This is a genomic window from Pseudomonas sp. 2024-210 (genome assembly GCF_045062345.1).
In the GTDB taxonomy this organism is placed as follows: Bacteria; Pseudomonadota; Gammaproteobacteria; order Pseudomonadales; family Pseudomonadaceae; genus Aquipseudomonas.
Map to the genome: position 1 here is coordinate 340741 of NZ_JBJGEJ010000003.1, position 21820 is coordinate 362560.

A 21820-nucleotide genomic window follows, 5' to 3' on the forward strand; every position below is an offset into this window, starting at 1 on the left:
CCCAAGAAACAGGTGAATTTGTGAGCCAGCCTACGCCAGCAGTGCGTACCTTCCAAGACTTGATCCTCGCCCTCCAGCAATACTGGGCCGAGCAAGGTTGTGTGGTGCTTCAGCCCTACGATATGGAAGTGGGCGCCGGCACTTTCCATACCGCCACGTTTTTGCGCTCCCTGGGCCCAGAAACCTGGAACGCCGCTTATGTGCAGCCCAGTCGTCGCCCGACTGACGGCCGCTACGGCGAAAACCCGAACCGTTTGCAGCATTACTACCAGTTTCAGGTGGTTCTCAAGCCGAATCCGCCTAACTTTCAGGAGCTGTATCTGGGCTCGCTGAAACACATCGGTCTCGATCCGCTGGTGCACGACATCCGTTTCGTCGAAGACAACTGGGAATCGCCGACACTGGGCGCTTGGGGTCTGGGCTGGGAAATCTGGCTCAACGGTATGGAAGTCACGCAATTCACTTACTTCCAGCAGGTTGGCGGCATTGAGTGCTACCCCGTAACCGGCGAAATCACCTACGGTCTTGAGCGTTTGGCGATGTACCTGCAAGGTGTCGACTCCGTCTACGACCTGGTCTGGACTGACGGCCCGTTCGGCAAAGTGACGTATGGCGATGTGTTCCACCAAAACGAAGTCGAGCAGTCGACTTACAACTTTGAACACGCCAACGTCGACAAACTGTTCGAGCTCTTCGATTTCTATGAAAGCGAAGCCAAGCGCCTGATCGAACTCGACCAGCCGCTGCCGTTGCCAAGCTACGAAATGGTCCTCAAGGCCTCGCACACCTTCAACTTGCTGGATGCCCGTCGCGCCATATCCGTGACGGCCCGTCAGCAATACATCCTGCGTGTGCGTACTTTGGCGCGCGCGGTCGCTCAAGCCTATCTTGAAGCACGCGCCAAGCTGGGCTTCCCGATGGCTCCACCCGATTTGCGTGATGAAGTGTTGGCTAAGTTGGAGGCTGCACAATGAGTGCTCTAGATTTTCTGGTTGAACTGGGCACTGAAGAACTGCCGCCAAAAGCCCTTAACACCTTGGCTGACGCTTTTCTGGCCGGGATTGAAAAAGGCCTGCAAAGCGCTGGGGTGAAATTCAGTGCTAAAAAAGTCTACGCGGCACCCCGTCGTCTGGCCGTGCTGCTAACCCAGCTCGAAACCCAGCAACCGGACCGCAGCATCAACATCGACGGCCCGCCACGACAGGCAGCGTTCGATGCAGAGGGCAATCCGACCCAAGCCGCCCTTGGCTTTGCCAAAAAGTGCGGCGTTGAACTGAGCGAAATCGATCAGAGCGGCCCAAAACTGCGCTTCAGCCAAGTGATCGTCGGCAAGCCGACCGCCAGCCTGTTGCCGACCATTGTCGAAGATTCCCTGAACGACCTGCCGATTCCCAAGCGCATGCGCTGGGGTGCGCGTAAGGTTGAGTTCGTGCGTCCGACCCAATGGCTGGTCATGTTGTTAGGCGACGAAGTGATCGATTGCACGATCCTCGCGCAAAAATCCGGTCGTGAATCCCGTGGTCACCGCTTCCACCACCCGGAAAATGTGCGCATCAGCGCGCCAGCCAACTACGCAGAAGACCTGCGTAAAGCTTACGTGCTGGCCGATTTCTTTGAGCGTCGCGAGCTGATTGCCAAGCGTGTAGAAGAGCTGGCGACCTTGCAGGAAGGTACCGCAATCGTTCCGTCTGCACTGCTTGACGAAGTGACGGCGTTGGTTGAGTGGCCCGTACCGCTGGTGTGCTCGTTTGAAGAGCGCTTCCTGGATGTACCGCAAGAAGCCCTGATCACCACCATGCAGGACAACCAGAAATATTTCTGCCTGCTGGACGCTGAAGGCAAGTTGCTGCCGCGCTTCATCACCGTGGCCAACATCGAAAGCAAAGACCCGCAGCAGATCATTTCCGGTAATGAAAAAGTGGTGCGTCCGCGCCTGACCGATGCTGAGTTCTTCTTCAAGCAAGACAAAAAACAGAAGCTCGAAAGTTTCAACGAGCGCCTGAAAAACGTGGTGTTCCAGGCGCAACTGGGCAGCGTTTATGACAAAGCCGAGCGCGTGTCCAAACTGGCTGCGTTTATCGCAGCGCGTATTGGCGGCGACGCACAACGCGCAGCCCGTGCAGGGTTGCTGTCCAAGTGCGACCTGGCCACTGAAATGGTTGGCGAGTTCCCGGAAATGCAAGGTATTGCCGGTTACTACTACGCACTGAACGACGGCGAGCCAGAAGACGTTGCCTTGGCGTTGAACGAGCAGTACATGCCGCGTGGCGCTGGCGCGGAGTTGCCAAGCACCCTGACGGGCGCTGCGGTGGCTATCGCTGACAAACTCGACACACTGGTGGGCATTTTCGGCATCGGCATGTTGCCAACCGGCAGCAAAGACCCGTACGCACTGCGTCGTGCGGCGCTGGGTATCTTGCGCATCCTGATCGACAAAAAACTCGACCTCGACCTGACCGACGCCGTGAAATTCGCCGTGAGCGCATTCGGGGCCAAGATCAAACCAGCCGGCCTGGCGGATCAAGTGCTGGAATTCATCTTCGATCGCTTGCGTGCGCGTTATGAAGACGAAGGCGTGGATGTGGCCACTTACCTCTCGGTACGTGCACTCAATCCTGCCTCGGCATTGGACTTCGACCAGCGCGTGCAGGCCGTTCAAGCCTTCCGTCAATTGCCGGAAGCTGAAGCACTGGCAGCGGTGAACAAACGCGTTTCTAACTTGCTGAGCAAAGTTGAGGGGACGGTTTCAACTCACGTTGAAGCGCGCTACTTCGACAATGCCAGCGAGTTCTCCTTGTTCTCGGCCATTCAGAAAGCTGACGAAGCCGTACAGCCAATGGCTGCTGCTCGCCAATACAACGAAGCGCTGACCCGTCTGGCCTCGCTGCGCGAACCCGTGGATGCGTTCTTCGAGGCGGTCATGATCAACGCAGAAGACCCGAGCGTGCGGGCAAACCGTTACGCCTTGCTGGCACGTCTGCGCGGCTTGTTCCTCGGTGTTGCCGATATTTCGCTGCTGGGCTAAGGGGCTGCTGTTGAAACTGCTGATTCTCGATCGGGACGGAGTGATCAATTACGACTCCGACGCTTACATCAAGTCAGTTGAGGAGTGGATTCCACTTCCCGGCGCGATCGAGGCCATTGCGCAGTTGAGCAAGGCCGGCTGGACGGTGGCGATTGCCACTAACCAGTCCGGCATTGCTCGCGGCTACTACGATGTCGCCACGCTCGACGCCATGCACGCTCGTTTACGTGCGTTAGTGGCGGAGCAGGGTGGTGAAGTCGGGCTCATTGTTTACTGCCCTCACGGCCCTAATCAGGGGTGTGACTGCCGCAAGCCCAAGCCTGGCATGTTGCGCACCATCGCCGCGCATTACGGTGCCGATTTGACCGGATGTTGGTTCGTGGGCGACAGTTTAGGTGACTTGCAGGCTGCAGAGGCCGTCGATTCTCAGCCAGTTTTGGTAAAAACCGGAAAAGGCCTACAAACTTTAGCCAAAGTATTTCCGGTTAATACTCTAGTATTTGACGATCTGGCGGCAGTCGCCGCAGAACTTATCAACAAATAAAGCCGCTTTGAACCATGGCCTGCCTCGTGAGTGCAGGCCTTGTTCGGGCAGGTTTTAGTCAGCAACGGTAAAAGTCGCTATGTCGATCCTGCAGGCCATCAGAACTTTTTTCTTTTACCTGCTGTTGGGTACCAGTTCTTTGTTGTGGTGCTCGCTGAGCTTTTTTGTCGCCCCCTTTCTGCCCTTTCGTGCGCGTTATCGGTTTATCAACGTGTATTGGTGCCGGTGTGCGCTATGGCTGACCCGGGTGTTTCTAGGCATCAACGTCAAGGTCTCCGGTGCTGAAAACATTCCTGAGCGCCCTTGTGTCATTTTGGCCAACCATCAAAGTACCTGGGAGACATTTTTTCTCTCGGCTTACTTTCAGCCGTTGAGCCAGGTGCTTAAGCGCGAGTTGCTGTACGTGCCGTTTTTTGGCTGGGCAATGGCGATGCTGCGTCCGATCGCCATCGACCGTGAAAACCCGAAGGCTGCGCTCAAGCACATCGCCAAAAAAGGTGATGAGCTACTTAAGGACAATATTTGGGTGCTGATCTTCCCTGAAGGCACTCGTGTTCCCTATGGACAGATCGGCAAGTTTTCCCGCGGCGGTACAGCTCTGGCGGTCAATGCTGATTTGCCGGTACTGCCGATTGCTCACAACGCGGGCAAGTTTTGGCCCAAGACGGGTTGGGCTAAAAAGCCTGGGACCATTGAGCTGGTGATTGGTCAGCCTATGTACGCCAACGGCACAGGGCCGCGAGCAATCGCCGAGCTGAATGACCGGGTCCAAGCCTGGAATGAAAATGCTCAACGAGCCATGGGTTCATTGCCGCCTGTAGCTGCTCCGGAAGAAACAGCGGTCATCTGAATAATTGTGGATAACGTGTGCGCAAGTTTTTTATTTCGCTCAAAAAATATACGTAAGCTAATGATTTATAAGCTAATTTATTGATATTCCTTTTTAGCGAAAACCGTGCATAAGTTTTTTACGAGCCATAAAAAAACCGACTTTTCAGTCGGTTTTTTTGCCTGTGACATTCCTTATCTTTGTCTACCTCTACTGGCCCTCTCCCGGAGGGAGAGGGCACCGATTGCAGGTACGGAAATCTATGTATCTACCCCATCGATCAGGTTGAATCAGGCGCCAAGCCCCCTCTAAAAGGGCATTTATCATTTTGGGTGCGTAAACCGCCGTTATCTCAAACTTTATCAATATTCACGTTTTTGGTTTCCTTGAGAAACAGCATCCCCACCACCAAGCTCACGCCAGTGATGACCACCGGGTACCACAGCCCGTAGAAGATATCCCCGGTGAAGACCACCAGCGCAAATGATACCGTCGGCAGGAATCCGCCAAACCAGCCGTTACCGATGTGGTAGGGCAGGGACATGGAGGTATAACGGATGCGGGTCGGGAACAGTTCAACCATGACCGCCGCCAACGGACCGTAAGTCATGCAGGCGATGATCGTCAGCAGCAGCATTATCAGCACCACCATCGGCTGATTCACGGTGCTCGGGTCGGCTTTGGCCGGGTAGCCAGCAGCGGTAATAGCAGCGCGCATGGCCGCTTCATCGAACCCTGTGATCTGTTGCTCACCCACCGACACTTGAACATTAGTGCCCGCAGGGGCGGACTCCGAGGTGTAAGGCAGACCCTGTTTCACCAGGAAGGTTTTGACCTTGTCGCACGGGCTGTCAAAACGCGCTTTACCCACCGGGTCGAACTGGAAGGTGCAGGTCGACGGGTCGGCCATCACCACAATCGGTGACTGGCGGCTGGCAGCATCAATCTGCGGGTTGGCGTAGTGGCTCAAGGCTTTGAACAGCGGGAAGTAAAGTACGGTGGCCAGTAACAGGCCCAACATCAGAATGGGCTTGCGTCCTACGCGGTCAGCCAGCCAGCCGAAGAAGATGAAGAAAGGCGCACCAATCACCACGCTGATAATCAGCAGCATGTTGGCCTGGGCCGGGTCCATCTTGAGCATCTGCGTCAGGAAAAAGAGCACGTAGAACTGCGCCGTATAGAAGGTCACGGCTTGGCCTGCGTTTATGCCGAACAGCGCGATCAGCACAATTTTCAGATTTTCCCATTTGCCGAACGATTCACGAATTGGCGATTTGCTGGTTTTACCTTCAGCCTTCATTTTTGCGAAAGCAGGCGACTCGTGCATGCTCATGCGAATCCAGGTCGAGATGCCCAGCAGAACGATGGACAGCAGGAACGGCAGTCGCCAGCCCCAGACTTCAAACTGATCACCCGTGAGATAGCGGCAGCTCAGCACGACCACCAACGACAGCAGCAAGCCCAGGGTCGCGGTCGATTGAATCCAGCTGGTATTAAAACCGCGCTTGCCAGGGGCAGCGTGTTCGGCCACGTACGTTGCGGCCCCGCCATATTCACCGCCCAGCGCTAACCCTTGAAGCATGCGCAGCAGCACCAGCATGATCGGTGCTGCGATGCCGATGCTGGTGTAGGTCGGCAGCAAGCCGACAGCAAAGGTCGATAAGCCCATCAGTATGATGGTCATGAGGAAGGTGTATTTTCGCCCGATCATGTCGCCCAATCGGCCAAAGACCAACGCGCCGAATGGGCGCACCAAAAAACCGGCTGCAAAAGCCATCAAAGCAAAGATAAACGCAGTGGTGTCATTCACCCCGGCAAAAAACTGCTTGCTCAGGACCGTGGCCAAGGCGCCATACAAGAAAAAGTCATACCACTCGAAAACGGTCCCGAGTGATGACGCAAAAATAATCTTACGTTCTTCACGCCCTGTTGTTCCCTTGGCGGGAGCGGCGGTTTGTGCAAGTGAGTCCGACATATTCAATGCCCTCGGCCTTTTAAGGCCACAGTGATTATTGTTGTTGTCCACTGTCGGTTTCGGATGACTGCGACCGAAACCACGACCGCCTTCAGGCGACCGGTATTACTGTTTCGCGGGTGTTGTCTGTATCTTTTGTATGCATGGGCTCTGCAAGAATCATCTGCGCAGCTTTTTCCCCAATCATCAGGGTAGGTGAACACGTATTGCCTGACACAATATTGGGCATGATTGACGCATCAGCGACTCTCAGTCCCGCAACACCGTGGACCCGTAATTCGGCATCCACCACAGCCTCAGCGCCCTGGCCCATGCGGCACGTGCCCACCGGGTGAAAGATAGTGGTACCTATGCGGGCGGCGGCTTCGTGCAACTGCTGCTCGGATTGCAATTCGATGCCCGGCAAATACTCTTCAGGGCAAAAGGCCTGGAGCGCTGGGCTGGTGACAATTTTTCGGGTCAGGCGGATGGCATCGGCGGCAACTTTTAAATCGTCGGGATGGCTCAGGTAATTAGGGTCGATCAAGGGGGCGTCGTCAGGATCGGCGGAGCGAATATCAATACGCCCACGACTTTTAGGCCGTAAGTTACACACCGAGGCCGTAAACGCCGCAAAGGTGTGTAACGGTTCGCCAAAGCGCTCAAGTGAAAGAGGTTGGACGTGGTACTGCAAGTTTGCAGAAGGTTGCCCGGGATCAGATTTGACGAACGCCCCGAGTTGGCTCGGCGCCATCGCTAGTGGCCCACTGCGGTCGTAGGCATAACGCAGGCCCATACCGACTTTGCCCCATAAGCTGTTCGCTACCTGGTTAAGGGTTCGAGCGTTCGTCAGTTTGAAGATCAGTCGTAATTGAAGATGGTCTTGCAAGTTGCCGCCTACGCCGGGCAACTCGTGCAGAACGGTTATCCCCCTACTTTCCAGCAAAGGGCGAGGGCCTATACCGGAGCGCTGCAAGATGCCTGGAGAGCTGACGGCTCCGGCACATAGAATAATTTCCCGGCGCGCAGTGAACTTCGTATCGGCACCTTTCCAACGGGCGCATACCTGTGTGGCGCGTAGGTTTTCGAGCACCACCTTGTCGACTCGAACATGGGTCAACACAGTTAAATTCGGGCGTTTGAGCACAGGCCGCAGGAAAGCCTTTGAAGCATTCCAGCGCACACCGGCACGTTGATTGACCTGAAAGTATCCACAGCCCTGATTATCGCCGGTGTTGAAGTCGGCCACCGTGGGAATTCCGCTTTGTGCAGCAGCCTCGCGGAACGCATCCAGAATCGACCACGAGTATCGCTGTTGCTCAACCCGCCATTCGCCGCCCGCACCGTGCAAATCCGAGTCGCCCCCATGATGTTTTTCGCTGCGTTTAAAGAGCGGCAAAACATCTTTCCAAGCCCATCCCGGATTGCCTTGCTCGGCCCAACGATCGTAATCGTCTGCCTGGCCTCGCATGTAAATCATGCCGTTGATTGACGAACTACCGCCCAACACTTTGCCTCGGGGGTAACTCAGGCTGCGCCCTTGCAGACCGGCCTGCTCTTGGGTTTTAAAGCACCAGTCGGTACGCGGATTACCAATGCAGTAGAGATAACCCACAGGAATATGAATCCACGGGTAGTTGTCGTCTCCGCCCGCTTCGAGCAGCAGCACATTATTTTTTGGATCAGCCGACAGCCGATTCGCCAGCACAGAGCCCGCAGGACCTGCACCCACAACGATGTAGTCGTACACCTGATGGCTTGATGTCATGCAACACCTTTTTTTATTCTTGTCCTGCACCATCGTATTGATTAATTTCGAGTTTGAAACGCGTGATTTCGCCCACGGCATGTGCGTTTTTGCACAATCAATCGTGGAGCGCTGGGGAATGACATGTTCGATTGGAACGACCTGCGGTACTTTCTGGAGCTGCACCGAGGCGGTCGCCTGCTCAGCGCGGCTAAACGGCTGAACACTACCCACAGTACGGTAGCGCGGCATATTGAGCAGATTGAGCAACACCTCGGGGCAGCGTTGTTTGTACAGCACGCACAAGGGTATGAGTTGACACCGGCAGGGCAGGCGCTGCTCAAACATGCCGAAGCGATGGAAAACGTCGCCTTGCTGGCGCAAGAAGAAATCAGTCAAGCCATCGCGCCGTTGGGCAAAATCCGCCTTGGCGTCACGGAAGGCATTGGAATCATGTTTATTACCTCACGGCTGGGCGGGCTATTCGAGCGCTACCCCGGGCTGGAGGTAGAGCTGGTTGCCGTTCCGCGCTTTGTTAGCATCCTCAACCGCGAAGCTGAAATCAGCATCCACTTGGAGCGTCCCAACGCTGATCTGTTGATAACTCGCAAACTCACGGACTACCGCCTCGCGCTTTACGCCAGCCAGCAGTACCTCAATAAAGCACCGCCGCTCACTACTCGCGAAGACCTGGCTAATCATCACTGGATTGGTTACGTCGATGATTTGTTGTTCAGTCAGGAATTGCTCTTCCTTAACAACTTTTGCCGCACCCCGACCGTGACCTTTCGCAGCACCAGCGTCATCGCGCAACAACACGCTGCCCGTGCAGGGCTGGGCATCGCCGTGCTGCCCAATTACATGGCCAGCAACGACCCGGAACTGGTACGCGTATTACCTGAGGAAGCCGTACAGCGCAGTTACTGGATCAGCACCCGACGCGAGTTGCACAAATCCGTAAGGTTAAGGGTGGTGTGGGATTACTTGCTGGAACTGTGTGCCAAGGAACATGAGGTGTTATTGGCGCAGTAACAGGTGCTATCTATCAGTGCACGAACTTATCCACACACAAAAAAAAACCCCGCCCTGTCAGGTGACAGAGCGGGGTTTTTAAGCTGTGGATAAATAGTTATCCCAAGCCTCTACGCATCAGAAGTCCAAATTGGACACTGCCAATGCGTTGCTCTCGATGAACTCACGACGCGGTTCTACGGCGTCACCCATCAAGGTGTTGAAGATCTGATCGGCGCCGATCGCATCTTCAATGGTGACTTTCAGCATGCGACGCACGCTTGGGTCCATGGTGGTTTCCCAGAGTTGGTCCGGGTTCATTTCGCCCAGTCCTTTGTAGCGCTGGATGGTATGACGCTTGGTGCTTTCAGCCATCAACCACTCAAGTGCCTCTTTGAACTCAGTCACTTGTTTGCGACGTTCGCCACGCTGAATGTAAGCACCTTCGTCGAGCAACGTGCTCAGTTGAGCGCCCAGTGTTACAACCGTTTTGTAGTCGTTGCTGCCGAAGAAATCACGGTTGAACGTGATAAACGTCGAGTGTCCGTGGGAGATCAGCTCGACCTCTGGCAACCACACATTTCGCTCGTGGTCTTCACGCAGTGTGGCTTTGTAGACCAAGCCTGATTTCTCGTTCAATCGCAGACGGGCTTCGAATTTGGCCATCCACTCCTGCATCGCAGCATGGTCGCCAAGCTGCTCGAGGGTAACGGCTGGCAGGTAGATGAAGTGCTCGGTCAACTCCTGTGGGTACAGGCGCGACAAACGTTTGAGAGTCTTCATTACCATGCGGAAGTCGTATACCAGACGCTCCAGCGCCTCGCCCGAAATACCCGGTGCTTCTTCATTCAGGTGCAGGCTGGCGTCTTCCAGAGCCGACTGGGTCATGTACTCTTCCATGGCGTCGTCATCTTTGATGTATTGCTCTTGCTTGCCCTTTTTCACTTTGTACAGCGGCGGTTGAGCGATGTAGATGTAGCCACGCTCAATCAGCTCCGGCAACTGACGGAAGAAGAAGGTCAGCAGCAAGGTACGGATGTGCGAACCGTCGACGTCAGCATCGGTCATGATGATGATGTTGTGATAGCGCAACTTGTCGATGTTGTACTCTTCGCGACCAATACCGCAGCCCAATGCCGTGATCAAGGTGCCTACTTCTTGCGAAGAGATCATCTTGTCAAAGCGGGCTTTCTCGACGTTGAGGATTTTACCTTTCAACGGCAGGATGGCTTGGGTACGGCGGTTGCGTCCCTGCTTGGCGGAGCCGCCAGCAGAGTCACCTTCCACGAGGTACAGTTCGGACAGTGCCGGGTCTTTTTCCTGGCAGTCGGCCAGTTTGCCTGGCAAGCCTGCGATGTCCAGCGCACCTTTGCGGCGGGTCATCTCGCGGGCTTTACGTGCCGCTTCACGCGCACGGGCTGCATCGATCATCTTGCCGACAATCAGCTTGGCTTCGTTCGGGTTTTCCAGCAGGAAGTCGGAGAAGAACTTACCCATTTCCTGTTCAACCGCAGTCTTCACTTCGGAAGACACCAGCTTGTCTTTGGTCTGGGAGCTGAATTTAGGGTCCGGCACTTTCACCGAAATAATGGCCGTCAAGCCTTCACGAGCATCATCACCCGTCGTGGCCACTTTATGCTTCTTGGCCAGACCTTCAGCTTCTATGTAGGTATTGAGGTTACGCGTCAGGGCAGAGCGGAAGCCCACCAAGTGCGTACCACCATCGCGCTGCGGAATGTTGTTGGTGAAGCACAACAGGTTCTCGTTGAAGCTGTCGTTCCACTGCAAGGCGATTTCTACACCAATGCCGTCTTCACGTTGAACGTTGAAGTGGAATACCTGATTGACTGGCGTTTTGTTGGTGTTCAGGTAGTCAACAAACGCGCGCAAGCCGCCTTCGTACTTGAACAGTTCTTCCTTGCCGCTGCGCTCATCCTTAAGGACGATACCCACACCGGAGTTGAGGAAGGACAGTTCACGAATGCGCTTGGCCAGGATGTCCCAGCTGAAGTGGATATTTTTGAATGTTTGATCGGACGGTTTGAAATGAATCTGGGTTCCGGTGGTTTCGCTTTCACCCACAATGGCCATCGGTGCTTGCGGCACGCCATGGACATAGGTCTGTTCCCAGATTTTGCCGCTGCGGCGAACGGTCAACACCAGCAATTCGGACAGGGCGTTTACAACGGATACACCTACACCGTGCAGACCGCCAGAAACCTTATAGGAGTTGTCATCGAACTTACCGCCGGCGTGCAGTACGGTCATGATGACCTCTGCTGCGGAAACACCTTCTTCTTTGTGCACATCCACCGGAATGCCGCGGCCGTTGTCGCGCACGGTAATGGATTCATCCGGGTGAATGGTAATGGTGATGTCGTCGCAATGGCCAGCCAGCGCTTCGTCGATGGAGTTATCGACTACTTCAAACACCATATGGTGCAGACCGCTGCCATCGTCAGTATCACCAATGTACATACCGGGACGTTTGCGTACGGCATCCAGGCCTTTCAGCACTTTAATGCTCGTTGAGTCGTACGTATTTTCTTCGCTCAATGCCTTCACTCCCGATGGTCGTGGGTCTGGGTGATACAGCCCTGTTCCACGTGGAACAGGGCAACTGGCGTTTCCGTCTGCCAGCCTTCCCTCAATAATTCGTGATCTACACAGGTGATAAAGACCTGGCAGCGTAAGTCTTCCAACAAGCGACACAGTGCATGCCGATGCTGCTCATCCAACTCGGACGGCAAATCATCTACCAGATAAATACATTGGCCACGCCGTGCTTGGCTAACCAAATGGCCTTGGGCAATACGCAGCGCACAGACCACTAGCTTTTGCTGACCCCGCGACAAGATTTCAGCGGCGTTGTGTGCACCGATTTTTAGGCGCAAATCAGCTCGTTGTGGCCCAGCTTGGGTATGCCCCATTTGCTGGTCACGGTGGACAGACCCGGCGAGCACGGCGCTCAGCTCTCGGTCTTTGTCCCAGCCTCGGTAATAACTCAGCGTTAGCCCGTCCAGTTCAAGCAACTCGCTCAAGGTCTGTTCAAAGACTGGTTTCAAGGCTTTGATATAGGCGCGGCGGTATTCATCTATTTCAGCACTGGCCAGGCACAGTTCCCGGTCCCAGGCCGCTTGTGAAACGGCGTCAAGTGTACCATGCCGCAGCCATGAGTTCCGCTGCCGTAGGGCCTTCTGCAGGCGCTGCCACGTGGACATAAAGCGAGGTTCAACATGGAACACGCCCCAGTCAAGAAATTGCCTACGAATCTTTGGAGCGCCTTCCAGCAGACGGAAGCTGTCCGGGTTAATCAATTGCAGGGGCAAGATCTCTGCGAGTTGCGCAGCACTGCGAGCATTTTGCCCATCAATACGAATTTGGAATTCGCCCTGACGGTCTCGTGAAATGCCCAGCGCACTGTGCCCACCTTCCGCCAGTTCAACCTGACCAAACACGGTACATGTCTGCTGTTCGTGCTGAATCACGGGGTTAAGCCGCACACTACGGAAGGAACGTGCCAACCCTAGCAAGTGGATGGCTTCCAGCACGCTGGTTTTTCCGCTGCCGTTGGCGCCGTACAAGATATTGATGCGGGGGGAGGGTGAGAAGGTCACCGGGTGCAGGTTACGCACCGCGGTGACTGTGACACGACTGAGGGACATCTAGCGCAGGCTGTGCATAAGTTACAGGCGCATCGGCATAACGACGTAAGCCGAATCGTCGTTATCGGACTCTTGCACCAAGGCACTGCTGTTGGAGTCAGACAGGATCAGACGCACTTGTTCAGTGGTCATCACACCCAGCACGTCCAGCAGGTAGCTCACGTTAAAGCCGATTTCCAACGAGCCGCCATTGTAGTCAACGCCGACTTCTTCTTCTGCCTCTTCCTGCTCCGGGTTATTGGCCTGGATTTTCAGTTGGCCGTTGGCCAGTTGCAGACGAATACCGCGGTACTTTTCGTTGGAAAGGATCGCCGTGCGGCTGAACGCTTCTCGTAACGCCTGACGGTCGCCGATCACAATCTTATCGCCGCCTTTAGGCAGGACACGTTCGTAATCCGGGAACTTGCCGTCAACCAGTTTGGAAGTGAACGTGAACTCACCGGTGGTCGCACGAATGTGGTGAGCCCCCAGCACAATGCTCACTTCGCCGTCAGGTTCAGTGAGCAAACGCGCCAGCTCAAGGATGCCCTTACGCGGCACGATAACTTGATGACGGTCTGGCTGACCAATGTCGGCCTTCATCGAGCACATGGCTAGACGGTGACCGTCAGTCGCCACAGCACGGATGATTCCGGCAGACACTTCCAGCAGCATACCGTTGAGGTAATAGCGCACGTCTTGCTGCGCCATGGCGAAGCTGGTTCGCTCGATCAGGCGACGCAGTTTGCTCTGCTGAAGGCTGCAAGTCAGCGAACCTGGGCCTTCTTCAACGGTCGGGAAATCATTGGCTGGCAATGTCGACAGCGTAAAGCGGCTACGACCCGCTTTAACGACCAGCTTCTGGTCATCGAGCTTAATGTCGATCAGCGCATCGTTCGGCAAGCTTTTGCAAATATCCATCAGCTTGCGCGCTGGCACGGTGATTTCGCCTGGTTCAGCCGGTTCTTCAAGCTGTACGCGACCCACCAGTTCGACTTCAAGGTCGGTACCGGTCAGCGACAGTTGCTGGCCTTCGACAACCAACAGCACGTTGGACAATACCGGCAAGGTCTGGCGGCGTTCAACGACGCCTGCGACCAGTTGCAGGGGTTTCAACAGGGCTTCGCGTTGAATGGTGAAATGCATGGTCTAGTCCCTTGCCTTAATAAGCTGCGGTGTTGTCATCAAGTTGTCAGTGTACGCAGCAGGTTCTTGTAGTCCTCACGGATGTCCGCGTCGGATTCCTTGAGTTCGTTGATCTTGCGGCACGCGTGCAAAACCGTTGTGTGATCACGACCGCCAAACACATCGCCGATTTCCGGCAGGCTGTGGTTGGTCAGTTCTTTGGAAAGTGCCATCGCGACCTGTCGAGGGCGCGCTACCGAGCGCGAGCGGCGCTTGGAGAGCAAGTCCGAAATTTTGATCTTGTAGTACTCAGCCACTGTGCGCTGGATGTTATCCACAGAGACCAGCTTGTCTTGCAGCGCCAGCAAGTCTTTAAGGGATTCGCGAATCAGCTCGATGGTGATATCACGGCCCATAAAGTGCGAGTGAGCAATCACGCGCTTGAGCGCACCTTCAAGCTCACGCACGTTGGAACGGATGCGCTGTGCAATAAAGAAGGCGGCATCATGAGGCAGGTCGACTTTGGCCTGATCGGCCTTTTTCATCAGAATTGCCACACGAGTTTCAAGCTCAGGGGGTTCGACGGCTACGGTCAAGCCCCAACCAAAGCGCGATTTCAAACGCTCTTCGAGCCCCTCGATCTCTTTGGGGTAACGGTCACTGGTCAGAATCACTTGCTGACCGCCTTCAAGCAAAGCGTTGAAGGTGTGGAAAAACTCCTCTTGAGACCGTTCTTTGCGGGCAAAGAATTGAATGTCATCGATAAGCAGTGCATCTACCGAACGGTAGAAACGCTTGAACTCGTTGATAGCGTTGAGCTGCAAGGCCTTGACCATGTCCGCTACAAAACGCTCAGAGTGCAGGTACACCACCTTGGCATTCGGGTTCTTCTTTAACAGGTGGTTACCCACCGCGTGCATCAAGTGAGTCTTACCCAGACCAACGCCACCATAGAGGAAGAGCGGGTTGTAACCATGTTTAGGGTTATCCGCCACTTGCCACGCCGCAGCGCGCGCCAGTTGGTTGGATTTACCCTCCACGAAGTTTTCGAAGGTAAACGTACGATTCAGATAGCTGGTGTGCTTAAGCGCACCTTCAACTTGAACCGTACGTTGCTCGGCGCGCACAGGGGCCTGTTGCGAGCTGGCACCCGCCATCGGATCAAAGCTGGCACGCGAAGGTTCTTCACTCGCTTGCGCTACCTGTTTAGCGGCAGAAGCGGGGGCAGCCGTTGCGTTGACCGGAGCACTCGGCGCTGGAACTGGAGCAGGAGCCTGTTGAGAGGCTGCGGCGGCCAGTGGCGCATTGGGTGCTGCACGAGGTGCCGAGCTGCGTTTGCTGCCTATTAATAAGGAAAGCGCTGGCGCCATGCCATTGCTGTGCTCATTCAGCAGCTCAAGTAAACGGCTCAGGTACTTCTCATTAACCCAGTCGAGTACAAACCGATTGGGTGCATACACACGCAACTCGTCGCCTTCGGCTTCGACTTGTAGTGGACGGATCCAGGTGTTGAATTGCTGGGCAGGCAGCTCATCGCGCAAAAGCTCTACGCACTGCTGCCAAAGTTCCACTGACACGGATATCCCCTAAGTTGAAAGCCGGTGAGGCAAAAACAGGCGCCATTGTAGCGATCACTCGCGCACTTATCCACATGTAGGTTGAGTCTCTATAAGAAGATTCTCTATTTTTTCTGGCTAAAAAAGCGACAAATGGTATGTGCATAAGCTCTGTGGATAAGCGGGCCTAAGCCCGTTGCACAAGTGGGGTAGAAAGTCTGTGCGTAACTCGCCTGTGGATAAAAAGGCCTTTCATGCACAGCTTTTCCGAGGTTGCAGCACAGGCAGAGCACGGTTTGTGGACAACTTTGTCATCCTCTGTAAGCCTTGCTTTTAAAGGGCTGCCTGTAGTTATCCACAGAAAATTGCTTCTGTAAGAGTAATAAGATCTTTAAAAAAGCTTTAAATACTTCATTTTTTTATTTCTATAACTAGCTAAGGTTTGAGTTGGCTAAACACGGCCGACATCTATTTAGCAGGAAAGGTTGGTTGGAAATTGACCTATGGGCCTGCATTCTCTAGAATCGCCGGTCTCTTAAAACGGGGGCCATTCCGGCCCGTTGTGGACGAACCAGGTAGCACGACATGAAACGTACTTTCCAACCAAGCACTATCAAACGCGCCCGCACTCACGGTTTCCGTGCTCGCATGGCTACTAAAAACGGCCGTGCAGTCCTGTCGCGTCGCCGCGCCAAAGGCCGTGCACGTCTGGCAGTTTGATAATCAGACAATGGTGGTGAGTCAGGACTTCAGTCGGGAAAAGCGGTTACTCACTCCCCGACACTTCAAGGCAGTCTTTGACTCCCCCACCGGCAAGGTTCCGGGGAAAAATCTCCTGCTCCTTGCGCGTAGCAACGAACTGGATCACCCCCGCTTGGGGTTAGTGATCGGTAAAAAGAGCGTAAAGCTCTCCGTTGAGCGCAATCGCCTTAAGCGTTTGATGCGTGAATCGTTTCGTCTCCACCAGGATTTACTGGTTGGTTGGGATATCGTAATCGTCGCGCGCAAAGGTTTGGGTGACGTAGAGAACCCCGAATTGATTCAGCATTTTGGCAAACTCTGGAAGCGTCTGGCTCGTAACACGCCAGTTCCAGCGGTGAAATCCGAAACTGTAGGGGTAGGCAGTCCTGATGCGTAAACTGGCACTCGTTCCGATCCAGTTTTATCGTTATGCCATTAGTCCTTTGATGGCCAGCCACTGCCGTTTCTACCCCAGTTGTTCCTGCTACGCGTTGGAAGCCATCGAAAATCATGGCGTTCTTCGCGGCGGCTGGCTGACCTTTCGTCGTTTAGGTCGCTGTCACCCGTGGAATCCCGGTGGTTACGACCCGGTTCCACCTATCCCTACCTCCCGTTCTTCTTCGATGGCCGAGTAATCATGGATATTAAACGCACGATCCTGATCGTCGCTCTCGCAGTCGTGTCCTACGTTATGGTTCTCAAATGGAACCAGGACTACGGTCAAGCTGCCCTGCCGACTCAGAATGTTGCCGCCAGCAGCACCACCGCGCCGGCTTTGCCCGACACGGCTACAGGTAACAATGCTGCTAACAGTGCCGATGTCCCGAGCGCCAATGCTGATACCAGCACGCCAACCGAAACTCCGGTTGCAGCTGCAAGCAAAGACCTCATCCATGTAAAAACGGATGTTCTGGATATCGCGATTGATCCACAGGGTGGTGACATTGCCCAATTGCGACTGCCGCTTTACCCGCGTCGCCAGGATCGCCCGGATGTTCCATTCCAACTGTTCGACAACGGTAACGAACGTACTTATCTGGCCCAAAGTGGCCTGACCGGTACTGATGGTCCGGATGCACGTGCAGGTGGTCGACCGGTTTTCAGCACTGAGAAAAAGACCTATGAACTGGCTCCAGGCCAGGATCAGATGGTGGTTGATCTCAAATTCAGCGAAAACGGCGTTAATTACATCAAGCGCTTCACGCTCAAGCGTGGCCTTTACGATGTACAAGTCACTTATTTGATTGATAACGAGAGCGGCAAGCCGTGGAACGGCAACCTGTTCGCGCAATTGAAACGTGACGCCAGCTCCGATCCTTCTTCCAGCACCGCCACCGGCACTGCGACTTACCTGGGCGCTGCCCTGTGGACAAGTTCTGAGCCGTACAAAAAAGTGTCGATGAAAGATATCGACAAGGGCCAGCTGAAAGAAACCGTTCAAGGTGGCTGGGTTGCCTGGTTACAACACTACTTTGTGACTGCGTGGATTCCTCAGAAAGGCGATAACAACGTCGTTCAGACCCGCAAAGACAGCCAAGGCAATTACATCATCGGTTTCACTGGCCCTACGTTGACCGTTGAGCCCGGCAAAACCGGCGAAACCAGCACCGTTCTTTACGCAGGTCCAAAAAGCCAGGCGGTACTCAAAGAGTTATCCCCAGGCCTGGAACTGACTGTCGACTACGGCTTCCTGTGGTTTATTGCTCAGCCTATCTTCTGGCTGCTGCAACATATCCACGAGCTTGTGGGTAACTGGGGCTGGTCGATCATCTTCCTGACCATGCTGATCAAAGGGATTTTCTTCCCTCTGTCGGCCGCCAGCTACAAGTCGATGGCTCGCATGCGCGCTGTGGCACCAAAACTGGCTGCTCTGAAAGAGCAGTTTGGTGATGACCGCCAAAAAATGTCGCAAGCGATGATGGAGCTTTACAAGAAAGAGAAGATCAATCCACTGGGTGGCTGCTTGCCAATTCTGGTGCAGATGCCGGTCTTCCTGTCCTTGTACTGGGTACTTCTGGAAAGTGTTGAAATGCGCCAGGCGCCTTTCATGCTCTGGATTACCGACCTGTCGATCAAAGACCCGTTCTTCATTCTGCCGATCATCATGGGCGCAACCATGTTCATCCAGCAGCGTCTGAACCCGACTCCTCCGGATCCGATGCAGGCCAAGGTCATGAAGCTGATGCCTATCATCTTCACGTTCTTCTTCCTGTGGTTCCCGGCTGGTCTGGTGCTGTACTGGGTTGTGAACAACTGCTTGTCCATCGCTCAGCAGTGGTACATCACGCGTAAAGTTGAAGCGGCTACCAAAAAAGTCGCTGAGTAACTTACTCTGATAAGCACCACTCAAAACGCCCCCTAGTGGGGCGTTTTGCTATCTGTCACTTTCTATTTTGAGGCCTGTTTATGAGTGTTCCGGCTGAAACCATTGCCGCTGTGGCGACCGCTCAAGGGCGAGGTGGCGTGGGGATCGTGCGTATTTCCGGGCCACTCGCCAGTGTTGCGGCGCAAGCGTTCAGTGAACGTGAACTGAAACCTCGCTACGCCCATTACGGTCCGTTTTATGGCGAAAACCGTGAAGTGCTGGATGAGGGTATTGCGCTGTATTTCCCCGGCCCCCATTCCTTTACCGGCGAAGACGTGCTGGAACTGCAAGGCCATGGTGGCCCGATTGTTCTGGATATGTTGCTGCAGCGCTGCATTCAACTGGGTTGCCGCTTGGCTCGCCCAGGTGAATTCAGTGAACGTGCGTTTTTGAACGACAAGCTCGACCTTGCCCAGGCCGAAGCGATTGCTGACTTGATCGAGGCCAGTTCTGCACAGGCGGCACGTAACGCATTGCGTTCCTTGCAGGGCGCTTTCTCACAGCGTGTGCATAACTTGACCGAGCAATTGATCGGTTTGCGTATCTATGTCGAAGCGGCGATTGATTTCCCGGAAGAAGAAATCGACTTTTTGGCCGATGGCCATGTGCTTGGGATGCTGGATAAGGTTCGCGAAGAGTTATCCACCGTTCAGCGGGAGGCCGGACAAGGGGCCTTGCTGCGCGATGGCATGACTGTGGTGATTGCGGGCCGACCCAACGCTGGCAAATCGAGCTTGCTCAATGCCCTGGCCGGGCGTGAAGCGGCCATCGTGACCGAGATTGCCGGTACCACCCGGGACGTATTGCGTGAACATATCCACATTGATGGAATGCCGCTGCATGTGGTCGACACTGCAGGTCTGCGAGATACAGACGACCATGTGGAGAAAATCGGTGTGCAACGAGCACTCAAAGCCATTGGTGAGGCCGATCGAGTATTGCTGGTAGTCGATGCCACTGCACCTGAAGCAGACGACCCGTTTGCCTTATGGCCAGAATTTCTGGAGCAGCGTCCCGATCCGGCAAAAGTCACGTTGATCCGCAATAAGGCAGATCTCAGCGGCGAAGCCATCGCCCTTGAGGTCAGCGACGATGGCCATGTAACAATCAGCCTGAGCGCAAGATCAACGGAAGGCCTGGACTTGCTGCGTGAACACCTCAAGGCCTGCATGGGTTACGAGCAAACGTCTGAAAGCAGCTTCAGCGCACGCCGTCGGCACCTGGAAGCGTTGCAGCAGGCAAGCAAGGCACTTGAGCACGGCAGGGCGCAACTGACCCTGGCGGGCGCTGGGGAGTTGCTGGCGGAGGATTTGCGCCAAGCGCAGCATTCGCTGGGCGAGATTACCGGAGCCTTTAGCTCGGACGACTTGTTGGGACGGATTTTCTCCAGTTTCTGTATAGGTAAGTAAACTCGTAGCAGCTGCCTCGCTCCTTCGGCAGCTGCTACAGTTATCCACATTCCACCGAGGTGTTAGTCCAATGCGCCATTGATGCCGCCGCAATGCTTGCGGCCAGTTCTTGACTCCCCTGCAACAGGGGGTAGATCTGTGCATCTCTGGAGTGCGTATGGCTCTCATTACTTGTGTAACGCTGGAAAGCGTTTCTTATCACCTGCCCGACGGCAGTTCGCTGTTCACAAACCTTGATCTGCATATCGACCAGCGCCGTACCGGTCTGGTAGGGCGCAATGGTGTGGGCAAAAGCCTGTTGGCACGCCTGATTGCCGGTCATATCTGCCCCTCCTCAGGCCGCTGCACACGGAGTGGCACCGTGTATTACCTGGCCCAGCACGTTAGCCACGAACCCGGTCTTACCGTTGCTGACATTGCCGGTGTACGGCCCATTATTAGCGCCCTTGAGCGAATAGAGCAGGGCAGCGCCGAGCAAGCAGATTTCGATTGCATCGGAGAACGCTGGGGCATCCGTCAGCAACTGCTCGACCATTTGGCCCAAAACAACCTTGCACACCTGACCCCCTCAACCCCTGTTTCAGCCCTTAGTGGAGGCGAAGCCATGCGCGTGGCCCTGATGGGCGCGTTCTTGTCTCAAGCCGAGCTGTTGATACTGGATGAACCCACCAATCATCTTGATCACACTCACCGTCGTGCGCTCCTTGAGCAGTTGCTGAACTGGCCCAACGGCTTGCTGTTGATCAGCCACGATCGCGACTTATTGGAGCACATGGAGGTTATTGTTGAGTTGTCTTCCTTGGGGCTCACTCGTTATGGCGGTGGTTTTTCGTTTTATACGCATGCAAAAGCCGAACAATTACAGACTGCGCAGCAACGACTGGCGTCAGCCAGGCTTGAACGCAAGCGACAGGAACAAGCACTGCGTGAGCAAAGGGAGCGCCTAGAACGCAGTCAATCCCGCGGCCATAAACAGGCCAGTGATGCTAACCAGGCCAAAATTTTGCTGGGCCGGCAAAAGGAGCGTAGCCAGGCCAGCAGCGGCAAGCTGCGGGTACAACAGGACGCGGTACGGGAACAATTGTCTGCTCAAGTACGCCAGGCCGCGCATCAGGTAGAAGAGCAACAGGCCATATTGGTCTATCCGCCTCAAGCGTGCCAAAGCGCACCGGTGCAAATCGCTGAGTTCATCGATGCTCGTCTGCCACAGGGGGCTGAGCATTTACGCTCGATCAATCTCACACTGACTCGTGGCCAGCGAATTGCCCTGGTGGGGCCGAACGGGTGCGGCAAGTCGACCTTGCTCAAGGTAATGGCCGGTCAACTGCCAGTTGTTGCAGGGCAAGCCCGGACCTTGGTAACCACCGCGTATCTCGACCAGCACTTGGGACTGTTAAAGCCTGAGCAATCAGTTCTTGAGCAGTTGCAATCCCTCAGTCTCCAGCTCAATGAAGGAGCATTACGCACCCGGCTGGCGCAACTGGGCCTCAATGCGGATCGTATCAACCAGCCATGTAACCGGCTGAGTGGCGGTGAGCGCCTGAAAGCTGCGATGGCTTGCGTGTTTTATGCCGCGCGCCCGCCACAGCTGTTGTTACTCGATGAACCCGCCAATCACTTGGATCTTCCTTCGGTTCAGGCGCTGGAGAGCATGCTCAAACAGTACTCGGGAACTCTGGTTGTCACCTCCCACGATGAGGTGTTCCTGACTGCAATTGGGATGACTCACAGACTTGAGGCATCACCCACAGGCTGGCTGATTACGCTTCAATAGCGGTAGTGGCTTATACCGTTTATCACTTTAATCACTGATCGATCGTCTGACCGCTTGAGGGTTTGACCCTTCATGCGGTTTTCGGCTGCCTGTTTA

General features: G+C 54.9%; 17 protein-coding genes. 11 read left to right on the top strand and 6 right to left on the bottom strand.

Annotation, left to right across the window (positions count from 1 at the left end; translation table 11 throughout):
• The first annotated feature begins 20 nt into the window (after nucleotides 1-20).
• The 4 genes from glyQ (at nucleotide 21) to ACI7MX_RS06310 (ending at nucleotide 4419) form a co-directional block, all read left to right on the top strand.
• The gene (glyQ, locus tag ACI7MX_RS06295) at nucleotides 21-974 is read left to right on the top strand and encodes a glycine--tRNA ligase subunit alpha (protein ID WP_019828634.1); all 954 of its coding nucleotides are present in this window, start codon (nucleotides 21-23) and stop codon (nucleotides 972-974) included.
• A complete protein-coding gene (gene glyS, locus ACI7MX_RS06300) occupies nucleotides 971-3025 on the top strand; it encodes a glycine--tRNA ligase subunit beta (RefSeq protein WP_405584034.1) in 2055 nt (684 codons plus the stop codon). The genes glyQ and glyS overlap by 4 nt, the downstream gene beginning before the upstream one ends.
• A gap of 4 nt (nucleotides 3026-3029) precedes the next feature.
• Entirely contained in the window at nucleotides 3030-3569 is a 540-nt protein-coding gene (gene gmhB / locus ACI7MX_RS06305; RefSeq protein WP_405584619.1) for a D-glycero-beta-D-manno-heptose 1,7-bisphosphate 7-phosphatase, read from the top strand.
• A gap of 79 nt (nucleotides 3570-3648) precedes the next feature.
• A complete protein-coding gene (locus tag ACI7MX_RS06310) occupies nucleotides 3649-4419 on the top strand; it encodes a lysophospholipid acyltransferase family protein (protein ID WP_405584031.1) in 771 nt (256 codons plus the stop codon).
• A gap of 331 nt (nucleotides 4420-4750) precedes the next feature.
• Here ACI7MX_RS06310 and ACI7MX_RS06315 read toward each other — a convergent pair whose 3' ends face one another.
• Both ACI7MX_RS06315 and ACI7MX_RS06320 read right to left on the bottom strand, forming a co-directional pair.
• Nucleotides 4751-6373, bottom strand: coding sequence for an MFS transporter (locus tag ACI7MX_RS06315; protein WP_405584028.1), 1623 nt, complete (start codon nucleotides 6371-6373; stop codon nucleotides 4751-4753).
• Nucleotides 6374-6464: 91 nt separating this feature from the next.
• Nucleotides 6465-8120, bottom strand: a complete 1656-nt coding sequence (locus tag ACI7MX_RS06320; protein ID WP_314487933.1) for a GMC family oxidoreductase N-terminal domain-containing protein — start codon at nucleotides 8118-8120, stop codon at nucleotides 6465-6467.
• Between the two features lie 123 nt (nucleotides 8121-8243).
• Here ACI7MX_RS06320 and ACI7MX_RS06325 point away from each other — a divergent pair, with 123 nt between their 5' ends.
• Entirely contained in the window at nucleotides 8244-9131 is an 888-nt protein-coding gene (locus ACI7MX_RS06325) for a LysR family transcriptional regulator (protein ID WP_405584024.1), read from the top strand.
• A gap of 117 nt (nucleotides 9132-9248) precedes the next feature.
• Here the strand turns inward: ACI7MX_RS06325 and gyrB are convergent, their stop codons facing one another.
• Genes gyrB through dnaA form a run of 4 tightly spaced genes read right to left on the bottom strand, consistent with a single transcriptional unit; the run spans nucleotide 9249 to nucleotide 15456 of the window.
• The gene (gene gyrB / locus ACI7MX_RS06330; protein ID WP_405584021.1) at nucleotides 9249-11666 is read right to left on the bottom strand and encodes a DNA topoisomerase (ATP-hydrolyzing) subunit B; all 2418 of its coding nucleotides are present in this window, start codon (nucleotides 11664-11666) and stop codon (nucleotides 9249-9251) included.
• Between the two features lie 5 nt (nucleotides 11667-11671).
• A complete protein-coding gene (recF, locus tag ACI7MX_RS06335; RefSeq protein ID WP_405584018.1) occupies nucleotides 11672-12775 on the bottom strand; it encodes a DNA replication/repair protein RecF in 1104 nt (367 codons plus the stop codon).
• A 21-nt stretch (nucleotides 12776-12796) separates the two neighbouring features.
• Nucleotides 12797-13900 carry a DNA polymerase III subunit beta gene (dnaN, locus tag ACI7MX_RS06340; RefSeq protein WP_122783501.1) on the bottom strand — a complete coding sequence of 368 codons (1104 nt, stop codon included), beginning with the start codon at nucleotides 13898-13900 and terminating at the stop codon, nucleotides 12797-12799.
• A gap of 38 nt (nucleotides 13901-13938) precedes the next feature.
• Nucleotides 13939-15456, bottom strand: coding sequence for a chromosomal replication initiator protein DnaA (gene dnaA / locus ACI7MX_RS06345; RefSeq protein ID WP_405584014.1), 1518 nt, complete (start codon nucleotides 15454-15456; stop codon nucleotides 13939-13941).
• Between the two features lie 564 nt (nucleotides 15457-16020).
• On the opposite strand from dnaA, the gene rpmH reads away from it, so the two are divergent.
• The 6 genes from rpmH to ACI7MX_RS06375 all read left to right on the top strand — a co-directional run bounded on the left by rpmH (nucleotide 16021) and on the right by ACI7MX_RS06375 (nucleotide 21724).
• A complete protein-coding gene (gene rpmH, locus ACI7MX_RS06350; protein WP_003213577.1) occupies nucleotides 16021-16155 on the top strand; it encodes a 50S ribosomal protein L34 in 135 nt (44 codons plus the stop codon).
• 16 nt (nucleotides 16156-16171) lie between these two features.
• Entirely contained in the window at nucleotides 16172-16573 is a 402-nt protein-coding gene (gene rnpA, locus ACI7MX_RS06355) for a ribonuclease P protein component (protein WP_199750893.1), read from the top strand.
• Nucleotides 16566-16811 (top strand): membrane protein insertion efficiency factor YidD, encoded by a 246-nt coding sequence (gene yidD, locus ACI7MX_RS06360; RefSeq protein ID WP_048402126.1) that lies wholly within the window; start codon nucleotides 16566-16568, stop codon nucleotides 16809-16811. The genes rnpA and yidD overlap by 8 nt, the downstream gene beginning before the upstream one ends.
• A gap of 2 nt (nucleotides 16812-16813) precedes the next feature.
• A complete protein-coding gene (gene yidC, locus ACI7MX_RS06365) occupies nucleotides 16814-18502 on the top strand; it encodes a membrane protein insertase YidC (protein WP_405584009.1) in 1689 nt (562 codons plus the stop codon).
• Between the two features lie 80 nt (nucleotides 18503-18582).
• Entirely contained in the window at nucleotides 18583-19950 is a 1368-nt protein-coding gene (gene mnmE, locus ACI7MX_RS06370; RefSeq protein ID WP_405584006.1) for a tRNA uridine-5-carboxymethylaminomethyl(34) synthesis GTPase MnmE, read from the top strand.
• 157 nt (nucleotides 19951-20107) lie between these two features.
• A complete protein-coding gene (locus ACI7MX_RS06375) occupies nucleotides 20108-21724 on the top strand; it encodes an ABC-F family ATP-binding cassette domain-containing protein (protein WP_405584003.1) in 1617 nt (538 codons plus the stop codon).
• The last annotated feature ends 96 nt before the right edge of the window (nucleotides 21725-21820 follow it).

Bases quoted from the DNA above. Each gene is read 5' to 3' on its own strand.
- ACI7MX_RS06310 (WP_405584031.1), top strand. From the start codon at position 3,649: ATGTCGATCCTGCAGGCCATCAGAACTTTTTTCTTTTACCTGCTGTTG.
- rpmH (WP_003213577.1), top strand. From the start codon at position 16,021: ATGAAACGTACTTTCCAACCAAGCACTATCAAACGCGCCCGCACTCAC.
- yidD (WP_048402126.1), top strand. From the start codon at position 16,566: ATGCGTAAACTGGCACTCGTTCCGATCCAGTTTTATCGTTATGCCATT.
- yidC (WP_405584009.1), top strand. From the start codon at position 16,814: ATGGATATTAAACGCACGATCCTGATCGTCGCTCTCGCAGTCGTGTCC.
- glyS (WP_405584034.1), top strand. From the start codon at position 971: ATGAGTGCTCTAGATTTTCTGGTTGAACTGGGCACTGAAGAACTGCCG.
- mnmE (WP_405584006.1), top strand. From the start codon at position 18,583: ATGAGTGTTCCGGCTGAAACCATTGCCGCTGTGGCGACCGCTCAAGGG.
- ACI7MX_RS06375 (WP_405584003.1), top strand. From the start codon at position 20,108: ATGGCTCTCATTACTTGTGTAACGCTGGAAAGCGTTTCTTATCACCTG.
- recF (WP_405584018.1), bottom strand. From the start codon at position 12,775: ATGTCCCTCAGTCGTGTCACAGTCACCGCGGTGCGTAACCTGCACCCG.
- ACI7MX_RS06320 (WP_314487933.1), bottom strand. From the start codon at position 8,120: ATGACATCAAGCCATCAGGTGTACGACTACATCGTTGTGGGTGCAGGT.
- dnaN (WP_122783501.1), bottom strand. From the start codon at position 13,900: ATGCATTTCACCATTCAACGCGAAGCCCTGTTGAAACCCCTGCAACTG.
- ACI7MX_RS06325 (WP_405584024.1), top strand. From the start codon at position 8,244: ATGTTCGATTGGAACGACCTGCGGTACTTTCTGGAGCTGCACCGAGGC.
- ACI7MX_RS06315 (WP_405584028.1), bottom strand. From the start codon at position 6,373: ATGTCGGACTCACTTGCACAAACCGCCGCTCCCGCCAAGGGAACAACA.